We start from the raw sequence: 15,177 nt of genomic DNA on the forward strand, positions 1-15,177 counted from the left end.
CTTTTGAATGGCCCTGGGTGCCGATACTGCGGTGGGAAACACCCAGCTCCATTCCGAACCTGGCCGTTAAGCCACCGCGGGCCGATGGTAGTAAGGGGGCGACCCCTTGCGAGAGTAGGTAGTGCCCAGGATTCCTAAATACCCTTCAAAAAGCCTCTGCTTTCCGCAGAGGCTTTTTCGCTTTTTTTATTGGTATGGTAAAATTACACAAGCAGAAATGGTGAAAAGATTTGGCGAAAATAGAAGAATTGGAAAATTGAGGTGGTTGATGTGAACGGACAGATTGCTGTAAACGAAGTCCATATTGTAGGGGCAGGTTTGGCAGGTAGTGAAGTAGCTTGGCAACTTGTGAAAAGAGGGCATAAGGTAATTATTCACGAGATGAAGAAAATAAAGAAATCACCTGTGCACAAAAGTGATTACTTTGCCGAGCTGGTATGTAGTAATTCTTTAAAGTCGCTGGATTTGAAGAACGCAGAGGGACTTTTAAAAGAGGAGATGAAATTGTTTGGTAGTATTATCTTAGAGTGCGCCATGGAAAATAGGGTTCCTGCTGGAAAGGCATTGGCTGTTGATAGGGAGAAATTTTCAAGGTGTGTGACAGAAAGATTACTGGCATCAGGGCTTGTAGAAGTGATAGATGAAGAAGTGACAAAACCAGGTGAAAATGGCATTTGGGTTATCGCTACGGGTCCTACAACAGATGGAGCACTTGCAGAATGGCTCAAAGAGGTAAGCGGAGGGTTATTTAATTTTTTCGATGCGGTCGCTCCGATAATAAGTGCAGATAGCATAAATATGGATATTTGCTACGTAGCAGATAGATATGGTGTAGGTTCGGGGGATTACATAAATTGCCCAATGAATAAGGAACAATACGAAGCTTTTTGGGAAGCCTTGGTTAACGCGGAAGTTGTCGAGATGGAAGATTTTGATAGGAAGTTACTTTTCGAAAGATGTCAGCCGATAGAAGAAATAGCACGCAGTGGAAAGGATGCTATGAGATACGGTCCGTTGAGACCTGTTGGACTTCCTGACCCAAAGACGGGGAAGGAACCCTATGCTGTTGTTCAATTGAGAAAGGAAAATGTTGAAGGCACTATGTACAATCTTGTTGGATTTCAAACACGATTGAAATGGGGAGAGCAACTGAGAGTTATAAGGATGATTCCGGGACTGGAAAATGCGGAAATTTTGAGGTATGGTGTGATGCACAGGAACAGTTACATAGACTCACCAAGAGTGTTAGACAGATTTTTGAGGTTGAAAAGAGAGCCAAATATATTCTTTGCAGGACAGATAACGGGTGTTGAAGGATACGTAGAATCTGCAATGACAGGTCTTTATGTAGGACTTAACATTGCAAGACTATTGGAAGGAAAAGAGATGGTTGAATTTCCAAAGAAAACCATGTGTGGTGCACTGATAGATTATATAACGACCGCTGAGGAGCTAAAACCTATGTACGCTAACTTTGGCTTGCTTGGTGCAGGTAAGAACCGTGAAAAAGCGGCTGAACGCGCACTGAATGAGATGAAATCGTTTGTAGAAAGGTTAGAATAACAGATAACAGGGTGGGAGCTATGTTGGATAACAGCTCAAAAAGTTCAAATATGAAATTAAACAAAAATGTTGAGCTACTTCTGGGAGATTACAAAAAAGCCGTTATAAAGTTGTCTATACCAAACATGATAGCTATGCTTATTCAAACGCTTTACAATCTCGTAGATGCCGTATGGGTTGCTGGCCTTGGTCCTTCCTCGTTGGCTGGAATGGGTTTATTTTTCCCGATATACATGATAGTGATATCGATTGCTACTGGGATTGCGGTCGGGACTAGTTCTGCAATCGCCAGGAGAATAGGTGCTAAGGATTTCGAAGGTGCAAATTCTGTGGCAGAACATTCTATAATTCTTGCCATTATCGTGGGCTTTTTGACTACCGTTATCGGCATTTTATCACTTGGTTTTGTTTTGAAATTCACAAATGCTTCAGAGATTGCAATACAAAAGGCGAAAGACTATGGTTCTATAATCTTCCTATCATCGATATTTACGATGTTCAACAACTCAGCTATAGGCATTCTTCGTGGAGAAGGCGATTCAAAGCGACCAATGTATATAGTTCTTTTTAGCTCCGTATTGAACATGGTTCTTGACCCTATTTTTATATATACTTTCAACTTGGGCATCAAAGGAGCAGCATGGGCAACTAATATCTCCATCTTTGTGGCAAGTGCTATACTTTTGTACCTTCTGATTTTTTCTAGGAAAACTTTTTTGAACGTAACTTTCAAAGACTTTTCTTTGGATAGAAAAATCCTCTATGACATCTCCATAGTTGGTTTTCCAACAGCACTTGCTCAAATTACGATGTCTGTGGCAATATATTTTCTTAATTTTTTTGCATCAAAAGCGGCTGGAGATTTGGGAGTAGCAACGTTTACTGGAGCTTGGCGAATAATAAACTTAGGAACTTTGACGATTATTGGAGTTTCTTCGGCTGTAACAACGGTAACCGGAGCAGCGTAGGGGGCGAAAGATATAAAGAAGCTTGAAGGTGCTCTGAATTATGCAATAAAGTTTGCTGAGTATTTTGCCATTGGCACGATGTTGGGAATTTTCTTTTTCTCAAAGCCACTTGCACTTATGTTTTCATATTCAAAATCTTCCTCTCTACTTTTAGAAAATGTTTCACAAGCGCTCAAACTATTGTGTCTGTTCCTTCCAGGGACACCATTTGGAATGTTAACATCGGGAATGTTCCAGGGAATAGGCCATGGATACAAAAGTTTAGTAACGACGATATTGAGAACAATCATATTCCAAGTTTTTTGGACCTGGCTGTTTGTGAATGGTTTTAAGATGGGGTTAATTGGCGTATGGTTGGGGATAGTTATCGGGAACACCACGGCTTCTATAATCACGTATACGTGGGGTAAAATCACAATAAAAAAACTATACTTTGCATATGCTCAACATACTCACACTCTCAGTGAAGATTGAAGTTTATACCATCGGCACAAACCTAACATGACCCAATGATTCTTCGGTAACTTTTTGACCGTATTTTTTTATTCTCTTTAGAACCTGGATATATTCGTCACCAACAGGAATCAATAAAATCCCACCTTCGCGAAGTTGTTCAATCAGTGTGGGTGGGATTTCTCTTGCGTAACACGTGACAACGATTTTGTCATAAGGGGCAAACTGCGGTAATCCAAGCTTTCCATCACAGAGAAACATTTCGATGTTGTCTATTCCTAATTGTTCGATAACCTTCTTCGCTCTTTCATACAAAGGTCCGACGACTTCAACAGTGTAGATTTTCCCTGAAGGTCCAACGAGTTGTGACATTACAGCGGCATTGTACCCACTTCCAGTTCCAATTTCAAGTACTTTGTCTCCTTCTTGCAAATCCAAATATTCGCACATCAATCCGACCATATGTGGTGCTGATATCGTTTGACCGTAACCTATTGGAAGAGGTGTGTCAATGTATGCACTATCTTGATACTCTGCAGGAACAAAGAGTTTTCTGTCTATTTTATTCATAGCATCTATAACCCTCTTTGATACTCCGTAATACTCAAGATGCTCGTACATGTATACCACCTTCTTGAGAGTGTATCAAAAGTCCTATCTTCTGACTATTAGGTAAGCAGTGTATCCTACATATGTTGCGAAAAAGAGAGCACCTTCGATTTTGTTTATTTTCAAATCCTTTGAAAATAGTGTTAAGATAACCGTTATAACAAGAAGTAGTGCTACGTCAACGTTCAACGCTGTAGGGTAGTGAACAGGATTAAGAGTGGCAGAAACACCTAGTATGAGGAAAATGTTGAATATATTCGAACCAATAACATTTCCCAGGGCTATTTCGCTATTACCCTTTACAGCGGCAACCAACGACGTAGCAAGCTCGGGTATAGATGTCCCGGCAGCAACGATTGTTAAACCTATCATTTTGTCCGAAACCCCAAGTGCTCTTGCTATCTGCGTTGCACTGTTCACAATCCATCGCCCACCAATTATAAGCCCTGCTAAACCACCAATTACGTAAAGTACAGCGAGCCAAGTGTTTATGTTTTTTAGCTTCTCCACTTCTAACTCTTCAAAGATTTCTCTATCTTTTTTTGCCATTTCGAATACGTAAGCAGCAAATATGGCAAAGAAAGATAAAAGCACAATGCCATCACCGCGCGTTATTATCGAAGGAAGGTTGTTTCCTTTATTACCAAGAGCAAGAACTGACACGGCAGCTAAGAAGCTTAGAGGAATATCTTTCTTGAGTGTCGAGTGTTTAACACTTATTGGTTTTATTATAGCGGAGAGCCCTGCAACTACAAGTATATTGAATATGTTACTACCGATTATATTGCCAAGCGCAATGTCTGAATTTTTCTTGATTGAAGAAACAATGTTTACAACTAATTCCGGAGCCGATGTGCCAAAAGACACTATTGTGAGACCGATGACAAGGTCTGAGACCCTAAGCTTTTTTGCAATAGCAGAAGCACCCTCAACAACTTTGTCAGCGCCTATACTTACAAAGGCAAGTCCTAAGACAAGCAACAAAAAGTTTAAAAACACAAGTGCCACCTCCATTAAATTGAACAATAAATCGCGGATATCATCCGCGACGCTTCAAGAGTTTTTCGATGTTCATTAAAAAATTATACCACTCATTTTTTGTTTGGAAATACCGGTTCTCGTGTGCTTTAAAAAAGCACGGTCGTTCTGTTTTTACCATTGGATTTTGAGATATATAGTGCTTCATCTGCTCTTTTCAAAAAGCTTTCAATTGTATCGTTCCCTTTCAATTGAGTAACTCCCAGACTTATTGTAACTTTGTATGGCGTTTCCTTAAACTTTTCTTCGACCTTTGTGCGAATTCTTTCTGCTATTAAATGCGCTGCGTCAATATCTGCTTCAGGGAGGAGTATCAGAATCTCTTCACCACCCATTCTTATTGGAAAATCACTTGCTCGAACGTTTTTCAATATCACTTCAGCTATTCCTTTCAAAACTTCGTCACCTACGTTATGTCCGAATGTATCGTTAATTTTCTTGAAATTGTCCGCATCAATAGAAATGGCGGATAACGGTATTCTGTCCGCTTTACTTGAGACATATAAACGTTCGATCTGACTATTGAAAACGTATCTAGTAAGCAATCCAGTGAGAACGTCTTTTTCCAGTAGTTGACGAATTTGCTCATTTAGTGACCTCAGGCTTTGGTTTTTTGTTTCCAATTCCTTGAGGTAAAGATTAATTTGTTCACGCTGGTGCAAGTAATTTTTAATTGCGTTAGCAAGACTACCGATTTCATCGCCCCGGTATATGTACTTTTCAACCGTATCAGGTGTATGGTTTTCGATAGCGTATATTATGTCGCTGAAAGGAGCCAGTGCCAACTTTTTAAGCTGTAGGTAGAATATGGAAAGTATAGAGATAAGAACGATAATAGACAAAATCACCAAAATTACAACATATACAAGATACTTTGTGAGTAGTGTGAAATTCTTCGAAAATACCAAATATCCAAAGTTTTTGTTTGTCTGGTCCGTAAGCGGGTATGAATAGACTAACTTAGTAAGCGTGGAATTACCAGGATGAGTTGAATAAGAAACGGAAGCTCCAGTCAGGTCTTCTAACTTGACAAAATCTGTAACTGTCCAATGTTTCCCTACCAAGATAACGCTGGGAGTTTCAACTTCCCAAAGTTTCAAAATTTTTGGAGATGGGTAAAGAACAAAAAGTTCTATTGGAAAGAGCAAATTTGGAATATCCAGGAAGAAATGGGTCTTTTTTGTAAGCTGTTTAAGCGAGAGCTGATTTAAAAGATTATCAATTGTGGTTGAATATTGTTCATTCAGGTAATGAACTTGCACAAGACCACTGTTTTCGTAAATTGCGAGAAAGTCTATATTAAGCGTCCTGAGGTTCGATATCAAACTTTCTTTGAAAAGAGCATATTCTTCTTCAGATAATGGAAGTCTATCAAATAGACTTTTCAAATTGTCAAATGTTCGCTGGAGTTCCTTTGTTTCTTGTAAAAAGCGAAACTCCAAACATTTCGAAACACTAACAGAAAACTCTTTGAACTGAACATCAAAGGCACTTTTTAGGTTTTTTAAGAGCAGGATACCTAAGACAAGTGTGAATATTAAAAAGATAACAGATGATAGAACAACAAGTTTCCTGAGCTTTTGTGCTATCATGTATTTTTAAAATCCCCCTTGAGATAAACGCTCTTTAAGAAAATCATATCTGTCGATTTTTTGCAAATTTATTATACCATACACTTTTGAAATTTGATAAGAATCTTATGGAATTACCAGAAACAGTATGACTTAATTCTAAAATAGGGGCAAAAATACTTAATCTGTTTCAAATTTTAGCTTAGTTGCCTAAATCAGACATTCATGGTATAATAATTTTGAAAATGCTCTTTTTTGGTTATAACCAACAATATTTCACGTTGACTTTTTTCTTGATTACCTGAAATTTGAAAAATATTCAAAATTTTTAACTTCTAAGACGTTGTAAATGTAATATTTATATTGTACAATTTTTCACGAGCAGGAGAAATTCGCACCAACACTGTGAAGGAGGGAGAAAGATGAAGATAGCTATCAACGGTTTTGGAAGGATTGGAAGACTCGTCCTTAGAGAACTTATTCGCCGCAACAGTTCCGTAGAGGTAGTTGCCATTAACGATTTGGACAGCCCAGCAACATTGGCTCACCTTTTCAAATACGATTCAGTGCACAGAGAATTTCCAGGGGAAGTTAAGGTAGAAGGCGACACGATGTATGTCAACGGAAAAGCCATAAAGGTATTTGCAGAAAAAGACCCAGCAAACCTTCCATGGAAAGACCTCGGTGTTGACGTAGTTGTTGAATCAACCGGTAAGTTCACAGAAAGAGAAGGGGCAATGAAACACATCCAGGCTGGTGCAAAAAAGGTTATCATCACAGCTCCAGCAAAGGGAGAAGACATTACGGTAGTCTTTGGTTGTAATGAAGAACAACTCAAACCGGAGCACCAGATTATATCCTGTGCATCTTGTACAACAAACTCAATCGCTTCTATTGTTAAGGTTATTAACGATGCATTCGGAATAGTTACAGGTTACCTCGTAACAGTCCACAGCTACACGAACGACCAGAGAGTTCTCGACCTCCCACACAAGGACCTCAGAAGAGCAAGAGCAGCAGCTTTGAACATAATCCCAACAACAACAGGAGCTGCAAAAGCAGTTGCACTTGTCGTTCCTGAAGTAAAGGGTAAACTCGATGGTATGGCATTGAGGGTACCAACTCCAGATGGTTCAATATCTGTTCTCAGCGTCCAAGTTGAAAAACCAACAACGGTAGAAGAAGTCAACGCAAAAGTTAAGGAAGCAACAGAAGGCAGACTTAAGGGTATTATCAAATACAACGAAGACCCAATTGTAAGTTCAGACATTGTTGGCTCAACATACGCAGGTATATTCGATGCAACACTTACAAAAGTCATGAATGGAAACTTCGTAACAGTCTACAGCTGGTACGATAACGAATACGGTTACACCTGCAGAGTTGTTGACACAATCGAAAAAGTCGCAACAATGCTTTAATTCGTAAACCAACAAAGGGGGCGCGTCCCCCTTTTTTCTACGGTCATAATTTGTGAATTACATGACAATGGCACGGGAGGTGTCAAAAGATGGAAAAACTGACAATTAGAGATGTTGACCTCAAGGGTAAAAGGGTAATAATGAGAGTTGACTTTAACGTTCCTTTGAAAGATGGAAAAGTTGCAGACGACACAAGAATTGTTGAGGCGCTACCAACAATTAAATACGCCCTCGATAACGGTGCAAGGGTAATTCTCCTTTCCCACCTTGGTAGACCAAAGGGTGGACCGGACCCAAAATATTCTTTGAAACCCGTTGCGGAAAGATTGTCAGAACTTCTCGGGAAAGAAGTTAAATTCGTCCCCGCACTTTACGGCGAAGAGGTTGAAAAAGCCGTTGCTGAATTAAAAGAAGGCGAAGTATTGATGCTTGAGAATACAAGGTTCGACCCAGGAGAGGAAAAGAACGACCTTGAACTTGCAAGAAAATGGGCCAGCCTTGCTGATATCCATGTCAACGACGCATTTGGAACAGCCCACAGAGCTCACTCAAGTAACGTTGGAATTGCACAATTTATACCATCTGTTGCTGGTTTCCTGATGGAAAAAGAAATTAAATTCCTGTCAAAGGCAACACTCAATCCAGATAAACCATATGTTGTTGTTCTTGGCGGAGCAAAGGTTTCAGATAAAATAGGGGTTATAACCAACCTCCTGAACAAAGCTGACAGAATAATCATCGGTGGCGCTATGATGTTCACGTTCTGGAGAGCTCTTGGCAAACAAACGGGTAATTCCCTTGTTGAGGAAGACAAGATAGAACTTGCAAAGCAACTTCTTGAACAAGCAAAAGAAAAAGGTGTTGAGCTTGTTATACCAACAGACGCTGTTTGTGCACAAAAAATGGAAGCAGGAGTTGAGAAGAAAGTCTTCACATGCGAAGAAGGTATTCCAGAAGGTTGGGCTGGTTACGATATCGGTCCAGCAAGTATAGAACTCATTAAATCGAAACTTGCAGATGCAAAGACAGTCGTCTGGAACGGACCACTTGGCGTGTTTGAAATAGAAGACTTTGCAGCTGGCACAAAGGCAGTTGCGGAATTCATCGCATCACTCACAGAGAAAGGTGTAACAACAGTTGTCGGTGGTGGAGACAGCGCAGCAGCGGTTGCACAGTTCGGACTTGAGAAGAAGTTTAGCCACGTCTCAACCGGTGGCGGTGCATCACTCGAATTCCTCGAAGGAAAAGAATTACCAGGTATTGTCTCCATTGCAAATAAAAAAAAATAACCAATAGGAGATTCATCCTTGCTGGAAATTGGAAGATGAATAAAACACCCAGCGAAGCGCAACTTTTTGCCAACGCTTTGGTTAATGCGCTCGCTGGGTTTAATTCTTTTGACATATACATCGCACCTGTTTTTGTTGCACTTGATAGGGTTAGAGAAGTTGTTAGTTCGAGTAATATAAAACTCGCAGCACAGAATATGTATTACGAAGATAGTGGTGCGTTCACAGGCGAAGTATCACCAAAGATGTTAAAAGAACTCAATGTTCAAGCGGTTATAATTGGTCACAGTGAAAGAAGACGAATATTTGGAGAAACAGATGAAGTTATAAACAAGAAAATCAAAAAAGCTCTTGCAGAAGGCTTAACTCCGATATTCTGTATAGGTGAGACACTTGAAGAAAGACAAAAGGGATTGACCTTCTGCGTGCTTGAAAAACAAGTTAGAGAAGGCTTGTATGGACTAAGTGCGGATGATGTTAAGAAGGTGGTTATCGCATACGAGCCTGTATGGGCAATAGGAACAGGTGTTGTGGCAACACCAGAACAAGCTCAAGAAGCTCACGAATTCGTAAGGGCACTCCTTGCAAAAATATACGGTGAGGAAGTTGCACAATCGGTAACCATCCTTTACGGTGGTAGCGTCACTCCAGAGAACTTCTTTGGACTGTTCGTCAAACCGGACATTGACGGTGCGCTTGTTGGAGGTGCAAGTCTCAAGGAAAGTTTTGTAGAACTTGCAAAGATAATGGCAAGCGTGCTTGGATAAACAAAAAATTCTAATGACTAACAACAAAGCCCCCTTCTCGGGGGCTTTGTCGTTATATCTTCCAAATCTCATGGTATTCATGTGGTGTTTCACAGTATTCACACACGAATTTTCCATCGATTTGGACGAACGAGGCGGTCACATTCTCACCATGTGCTGGGTTCGTTATGCAATTCTCATTTTTGCATCTGATTTCTTCAAATCCGTAAATACGAGGTGGCATTTTGATTCTGTATTTCTCAACAACTCTTGAATTCTTGATGATATTTACGGTTGTGTTCGGAGAAATTGCTGAAAGTTTCTTGATTTCCTTAAATGACAAATACCTATCTGGCAAGCTTATGTAACCTTTGTAACTACCATCCGCTGATTTGAATATTCCATCTGCACTGTCTACATCGTATAGCTTTAGTATTTTCCTTATCTTTACGATAGTGTTGTATATTTCTTCTTGTGATTTTCCCTTTGCGATGTGGTCTATTACCGTTCCATTCTCTATTGGTTTAATACCCCTCTTTCCTTCTTTAAGAACGCCTTTTGTTCCATCTGTGATTGGTGCTGGGATAATGAAATTTTCATCCTCTTGTTGCTGAGGTTTTGATGTATCAAACGGAGCCTCAAGTGCACCTCCAAGCATTGACAAAAGCACGATCCTCACATAATATCCGTTTATCGCTTGTTCTTCCCAGCCATTGAGTGGCAATGTGTCAAGGAATGTTGGGATTTCAGGGTTGAACTTAGGTCTTGGCAGCGGATGATAGAACCTCGTTCCTTCGGGAATCTTATTGAGCATATCCTCCCTGAACGTTACGGCTTTTCTCAGTATTTTTTCCTTTTCTAAGATATCTTCGCCCATTCTTTCAAGTTGTAAGCGGGTGAAATACCAAATATTTGCTGGTTTTCCATAGCTTAAATATTCATCTATTGAGTAATATTGTCTTACTTCAAATCCATTCCTCTTCATTTTTTGAATGTATCCTTCTGGCATTTGCAATTCGGGTGGGGCAATCAAGTCGACTTCTACGTTTTTGAATACCTTCAGACCATCTGCTTTTGAATGGACCGTTCTACCGTGGAGCAAATCACCAACGAGGGCTATTCTGATGTGGGAGTTGTCGAAATTGTTGTGTTCAAGGAATGTGTATTCGTCAAGGAGTTCTTGGGTTGGATGTTCGTGCTTTCCATCTCCACCGTTGATGAATGCAGGCCTCATGATGCCGTGCCTTTCTGCAAACTCTCCAACCTTTCTTTCGAGCAATCTTACAACACCCTCGAGTCTGGTTCTCAAAACAAAGATGGAATATTCACTGTAACCTGTTAGCATATTAAATGTGTCCACGTAACTTTCTTGTTTGTTGAATGAGGAGTGTTCGGAGTCGAAGATGTTTACCTTTGCATTCTTGTGGAATTTTGCGGCGTTAATGAAGGATTCTTTGGTTCGGGTGGAAGGTTCCACAAAGACGATGTAGATACCAACATCACGTTTGATTTGAAATTCCGAAACATCTTCCTTGTTTTTCAGTTTTTCTTTCAGTCGCTTGGTGGATTGATACAAAAATAGTTGCTCTTCAACCGAGAAATCGTTGATAACAGCAAGTGTTCGGCTAAGAAAGTTGCCCATGTGAATATCACTCCCCCCACGTTTTAGTTGTTTCTTCTCTCTTTTTCTGTCGGTTTTTCGTCGGTCGGACCCGACTTCGATTTTTGTTTTTTCTATCCTCGATATTATACTATATAGTTTATTTTCTTCAAGGTGGAATGAGAAAATGAACAAAAAGCCCCTCAAAGGGGCTGGGATAGACAAATCAATTAGATTCGAAGATAAACTCTTTATCTGGATAAAACTTCTTCAAAACTGTTTCAACAACATTCTCTGCGATTGCGACTTCGTTTAGGTAGTTCTCAGCTCTGAGCTGTTGGAGAATTTCCTTGGCTTTCCTTCTTATTTCCTCTCGTGTGATATTATCGATTTGCTCATCATTGAAGGTAAACCAACCGTATTTTGCACCTATAAGTTGGATGTTTCTTTCATCAATTATTGGTTCATCAGCACTCAACTGAGGCAGTTTTACGTAGATTGTTCCATCCTCTTTTTCTTCTAACGCAATCTGATTGGTGTCGAGATGTACGTAACTTTCAGCAACAACGCGATAGAGAACTCTTGATTCGCTAAGCTTGTTCTTTACCCCGGTACTGACAACAAACTTATAGGTATACTTTTGTACAATAAGGTCCCCTGTCCGACGGAAAATTTCGTTCAGCTCAGGAGTTTTTGTTTTCTTTGGTTGGTTCAGAATAGAATACAGTGCAAGGGCAAGGATTATAGATATTACAATCAGTATCACTGTAAAAACTTTCTTCATTCTCATCACTCCTTCCAAATAACATTAACAGAATAACCCTTAGCAGTGTAAGGGAACAATAAGGTTGTAATGTACTTTTCTGCCCTTGTTTTCATTTCTTCGTATTTATTTTTGCTTCTCATGTAGTCTTCTATTTCTCTTGCTAATAGTTCTTCAGCTTTCCGATCGCAAAAACTGTAGACTCTCTCTTTGATTTCTATTGGTATCCACGTATCTTTTGCACCAATTTCAAATCTTCCGAATATTTTGCTCCTGAAATTCTCTTCAAACGTTTCTAACCTTTCTACCTTAACCCTACCTTCCAACAATTCGATTGGTGGTAAATAAATCGTGATTCTCGTTTGTGTTTCGTCGATTATTACATCATCCTGTTCAATTTTGAATAGGTCGATACCGTAGCTCACTTTTGCCCTGTATACGTACGTTCCATCAACAGCGTATTTTCCATCCAATACTCTATCTAATTCGTATTCATAATCACGTGTTTTTACTACATCTTCCATCAATACAGTAGCAATCCTTAGGAAACCCATTTGTTGAATGTCGTATAGTACGGTCCCAAGGTTTATTTCTGCTCTCTGAACCTTTTCCTTGAATGGGTTGAGCATGTTGGATAAAATACTAATAACATTACCTATCACAGGGACTTTAGCAAGGTAATGAAAAAGAACTGTGAACAAAACGACAAAGACGAGAAGTAAAAGTATAAACTTCCAAAAGCGTTTCATGTGCTTCGTACCTCCTTGCAGACTAATCTGAGAATGGCTTTTACCTTTATACCATATCTAAATTGCACATATGAATTGTTCCTTGTATAATATTTGGTGTGCTGTATTATCAAATGCTATAAGGAGGATTTAAGCATGCATGGCAAGATAACCAATCTTTTCCCAATCCCATCTTGGGTGTATGAGAGTGTCATTTATCAAATTTTTCCAGACCGATTTGCCATTGGAAAAGGAAAGACAGTGAAAGATAAAGCCGAGCTTTATACAAAGCGTGGTGGAAGAATCGTTGACTGGAACGTTCCACCAAAGAGGAAGGATAAAGCAGAACACGTGAAGGATTTTTATGGGGGCGACTTGTGGGGGATTGCTGAGAAACTTGATTATCTGAAAGACCTTGGAATTAACGTGATTTACACAAATCCTATTTTCCTTTCACCGACTAACCATAAATACGATGCTATTGACTATATGAAAATCGACCCACAATTTGGTGGAGAAAAGGCATTTAAATACTACGTTAAGAAGGCAAAGAGCGAGAATTTTAGACTTATTCTCGATGGTGTATTCAACCATCTTAGTAGTGAAAATCCTTGGTTCAAAAAGGCGCTAAAAGGTGATAAGAGGCATGTGAGTAAGTTTGCGATATACGATGATGGTCACAGGGCTTGGTATGGTCACAAATCACTTCCCGAATGGCATCTTGAGGAAGTCGAAGTGATGAACTATATCCTCAGAGTTGTTGAACATTATTTGAGACAAGGCATAGATGGATGGAGACTTGATGTTGGGTTTGACCTCGGATACGTGAACAACGCACTTATCGCAAAGACTGCGAAGAGCGTTTCTATCGAAAAATACGTTGTTACAGAAACGTGGAACTATCCATCAAATTGGCAAATGGTTGACGGGATAATGAACTATCACTTCAGAAACACCGTTATCGCTTATTTGAAAGGTGAGTTCGATAACTTGGCAGATGCACTCCAAAGGGCTTACAACGATACACCAAACATCCATGGTTGTTGGAATATGCTCGATAGTCACGATACAGAACGACTTGCTACGGTCATACCAGACAAAGCCTTGAGGAAACTCGCAATAGTTCTACAATTTACATATCCAGGCGTGCCTGTTGTTTACTATGGCACGGAAATAGGCATCGAAGGTGGAGGCGACCCGGAATGCCGTGCAACGATGAAATGGAATGAAGAAGAATGGGATAAAGAGTTGAGGGAGTTTTACAAAAAACTCATTAAAATTAGAAAATCTGAAACGGCATTAAAGATAGGTACATTCGAAGTACTGAACAAAGAACCTCTTGTGTTTTACAGAAGAACACCGCACGTTTTAGATGGTATGATAATTGCGATAAATAAAGGCGAAAAGAAACATGTTACAGTTTCAGTTCCAGACGGAAGGTTACTTGCGGGAACTTGTTTTACGGATGTTCTAAATGGCGAAGAGTTCTGGATTAACGGTGGAATTATGACTATTGATATTCCATCAAGAGGTTTCCGGTTGCTAAGGGTTACGAATAAAACAAGAGATGGATATAACATGTATAAGAGAATTTATTAGTAATAAACCAAAAAAACAAAGGCGCCTTTACCGGCGCCTTTGGATTTAAATCTTGAATCTCTTCACTTGTTCAAGTAAGCTGTTAGCTATAGAACTCATCTGTACTGCTGCACTACTTACATCTTGGCTTGCGTTTGCTTGCTGTCTTACTCCTTGTGTTATCTCTTCCATCTGCTGAGCTATCGATGTTATTGCCTTCGTCAACGTATTCATTGCACTTGTCATCTCTTGCGCTGCTGCACTCTGTTCTTGTGAACTTGCAGCCAATCCTTCTATCTGACTTGTTATCCCCTCTACTTGCTTTAAGATATTGATAAACCTTTCACTCACCGTTCTTGATTCCGCCGAAGCTTTCTCAACTACATTCACTGTCTCCGTTGTTGCATCGCTTGCTTTTTGTGCACCGTTTTGTATCTCTGATAGCATCTGTCCTATCTTACTCGTTGCTTGTTTACTCTCTTCTGCCAATTTCCTTATTTCATCTGCAACAACAGCAAATCCTCTTCCTGCCTCTCCTGCCCTTGCTGCCTCTATCGCTGCGTTCAATGCAAGCAAGTTTGTCTGTTCTGCTATCGAGTTGATTGTCTGTACTATCTCACCTATATTCCTTGCCTTCTCACTTAACTCACGAACGATATTGTCTGTGATTGCTGATTTTTCCTTTGCTTGAGAAATAACATCGGTTATAACTTTAACGGCACTTTCACCTTCTTTTGCAGCACTATTCACGAGCATAGCCTTTTCGGAAAGTTCCTGAGCTGCCTTTGAGACATTTTGAGCACTTGCCGATATTTCCTCAATACCACTTGTTGTCTCTTCAATGGAAGCA

The 15,177-nt window shown here is 39.9% G+C and carries 14 protein-coding genes and 1 rRNA gene; 8 read left to right on the forward strand and 7 right to left on the reverse strand.

What is annotated here, in order from left to right; translation table 11 throughout:
- The first annotated feature begins 13 nt into the window (after positions 1–13).
- The 4 genes from rrf (at position 14) to AC3M61_RS00090 (ending at position 3,005) form a co-directional block, all read left to right on the forward strand.
- Positions 14–130, forward strand: a 5S ribosomal RNA gene (gene rrf, locus AC3M61_RS00075).
- Positions 131–282: 152 nt separating this feature from the next.
- Entirely contained in the window at positions 283–1,563 is a 1,281-nt protein-coding gene (trmFO, locus tag AC3M61_RS00080; RefSeq protein ID WP_500778931.1) for a methylenetetrahydrofolate--tRNA-(uracil(54)-C(5))-methyltransferase (FADH(2)-oxidizing) TrmFO, read from the forward strand.
- Between the two features lie 23 nt (positions 1,564–1,586).
- Positions 1,587–2,531 (forward strand): MATE family efflux transporter, encoded by a 945-nt coding sequence (locus AC3M61_RS00085; protein WP_500778920.1) that lies wholly within the window; start codon positions 1,587–1,589, stop codon positions 2,529–2,531.
- Between the two features lie 45 nt (positions 2,532–2,576).
- Entirely contained in the window at positions 2,577–3,005 is a 429-nt protein-coding gene (locus tag AC3M61_RS00090) for an MATE family efflux transporter (RefSeq protein WP_500778932.1), read from the forward strand.
- A gap of 3 nt (positions 3,006–3,008) precedes the next feature.
- On the opposite strand, the gene pcm is transcribed toward AC3M61_RS00090, so the two are convergent.
- From pcm to AC3M61_RS00105, 3 genes are all read right to left on the reverse strand, one after another.
- Complete coding sequence (gene pcm, locus AC3M61_RS00095; protein WP_500778921.1) at positions 3,009–3,605, reverse strand: protein-L-isoaspartate O-methyltransferase; 597 nt, start codon at positions 3,603–3,605, stop codon at positions 3,009–3,011.
- A 33-nt stretch (positions 3,606–3,638) separates the two neighbouring features.
- A complete protein-coding gene (locus tag AC3M61_RS00100; RefSeq protein ID WP_500778922.1) occupies positions 3,639–4,592 on the reverse strand; it encodes a calcium/sodium antiporter in 954 nt (317 codons plus the stop codon).
- 128 nt (positions 4,593–4,720) lie between these two features.
- Entirely contained in the window at positions 4,721–6,223 is a 1,503-nt protein-coding gene (locus AC3M61_RS00105) for a GGDEF domain-containing protein (protein WP_500778923.1), read from the reverse strand.
- Between the two features lie 401 nt (positions 6,224–6,624).
- Between AC3M61_RS00105 and gap the strand changes: the two genes are divergently transcribed.
- The 3 genes from gap to tpiA all read left to right on the forward strand — a co-directional run bounded on the left by gap (position 6,625) and on the right by tpiA (position 9,679).
- Positions 6,625–7,623: a type I glyceraldehyde-3-phosphate dehydrogenase gene (gene gap, locus AC3M61_RS00110; RefSeq protein WP_500778924.1), complete on the forward strand. Its 999-nt coding sequence runs from the start codon at positions 6,625–6,627 to the stop codon at positions 7,621–7,623.
- Positions 7,624–7,712: 89 nt separating this feature from the next.
- Positions 7,713–8,912, forward strand: a complete 1,200-nt coding sequence (locus AC3M61_RS00115) for a phosphoglycerate kinase (protein WP_500778925.1) — start codon at positions 7,713–7,715, stop codon at positions 8,910–8,912.
- 14 nt (positions 8,913–8,926) lie between these two features.
- Positions 8,927–9,679 (forward strand): triose-phosphate isomerase, encoded by a 753-nt coding sequence (gene tpiA / locus AC3M61_RS00120; protein ID WP_500778933.1) that lies wholly within the window; start codon positions 8,927–8,929, stop codon positions 9,677–9,679.
- 52 nt (positions 9,680–9,731) lie between these two features.
- Here tpiA and AC3M61_RS00125 read toward each other — a convergent pair whose 3' ends face one another.
- The 3 genes from AC3M61_RS00125 to AC3M61_RS00135 form a co-directional block, all read right to left on the reverse strand.
- Positions 9,732–11,300: a bifunctional aspartate carbamoyltransferase catalytic subunit/aspartate carbamoyltransferase regulatory subunit gene (locus tag AC3M61_RS00125; RefSeq protein ID WP_500778926.1), complete on the reverse strand. Its 1,569-nt coding sequence runs from the start codon at positions 11,298–11,300 to the stop codon at positions 9,732–9,734.
- A 184-nt stretch (positions 11,301–11,484) separates the two neighbouring features.
- Positions 11,485–12,042 (reverse strand): DUF4230 domain-containing protein, encoded by a 558-nt coding sequence (locus AC3M61_RS00130; RefSeq protein WP_500778927.1) that lies wholly within the window; start codon positions 12,040–12,042, stop codon positions 11,485–11,487.
- Positions 12,043–12,047: 5 nt separating this feature from the next.
- Positions 12,048–12,770 carry a DUF4230 domain-containing protein gene (locus AC3M61_RS00135; RefSeq protein WP_500778928.1) on the reverse strand — a complete coding sequence of 241 codons (723 nt, stop codon included), beginning with the start codon at positions 12,768–12,770 and terminating at the stop codon, positions 12,048–12,050.
- A gap of 135 nt (positions 12,771–12,905) precedes the next feature.
- Here AC3M61_RS00135 and aglB point away from each other — a divergent pair, with 135 nt between their 5' ends.
- Entirely contained in the window at positions 12,906–14,348 is a 1,443-nt protein-coding gene (gene aglB / locus AC3M61_RS00140; RefSeq protein WP_500778929.1) for a cyclomaltodextrinase, read from the forward strand.
- A gap of 45 nt (positions 14,349–14,393) precedes the next feature.
- Here the strand turns inward: aglB and AC3M61_RS00145 are convergent.
- On the reverse strand, positions 14,394–15,177 hold a 784-nt coding region (locus AC3M61_RS00145), incomplete at its 5' end, for a methyl-accepting chemotaxis protein (protein ID WP_500778930.1).

Source organism: Fervidobacterium sp. (assembly GCF_059913585.1).

What these genes read in the sequence shown, in the direction of transcription:
- pcm (WP_500778921.1), bottom strand. Translation starts at nt 3,605, where the DNA reads ATGTACGAGCATCTTGAGTATTACGGAGTATCAAAGAGGGTTATAGAT.
- AC3M61_RS00105 (WP_500778923.1), bottom strand. Translation starts at nt 6,223, where the DNA reads ATGATAGCACAAAAGCTCAGGAAACTTGTTGTTCTATCATCTGTTATC.
- gap (WP_500778924.1), top strand. Translation starts at nt 6,625, where the DNA reads ATGAAGATAGCTATCAACGGTTTTGGAAGGATTGGAAGACTCGTCCTT.
- AC3M61_RS00115 (WP_500778925.1), top strand. Translation starts at nt 7,713, where the DNA reads ATGGAAAAACTGACAATTAGAGATGTTGACCTCAAGGGTAAAAGGGTA.
- AC3M61_RS00125 (WP_500778926.1), bottom strand. Translation starts at nt 11,300, where the DNA reads ATGGGCAACTTTCTTAGCCGAACACTTGCTGTTATCAACGATTTCTCG.
- AC3M61_RS00130 (WP_500778927.1), bottom strand. Translation starts at nt 12,042, where the DNA reads ATGAAGAAAGTTTTTACAGTGATACTGATTGTAATATCTATAATCCTT.
- AC3M61_RS00135 (WP_500778928.1), bottom strand. Translation starts at nt 12,770, where the DNA reads ATGAAACGCTTTTGGAAGTTTATACTTTTACTTCTCGTCTTTGTCGTT.
- aglB (WP_500778929.1), top strand. Translation starts at nt 12,906, where the DNA reads ATGCATGGCAAGATAACCAATCTTTTCCCAATCCCATCTTGGGTGTAT.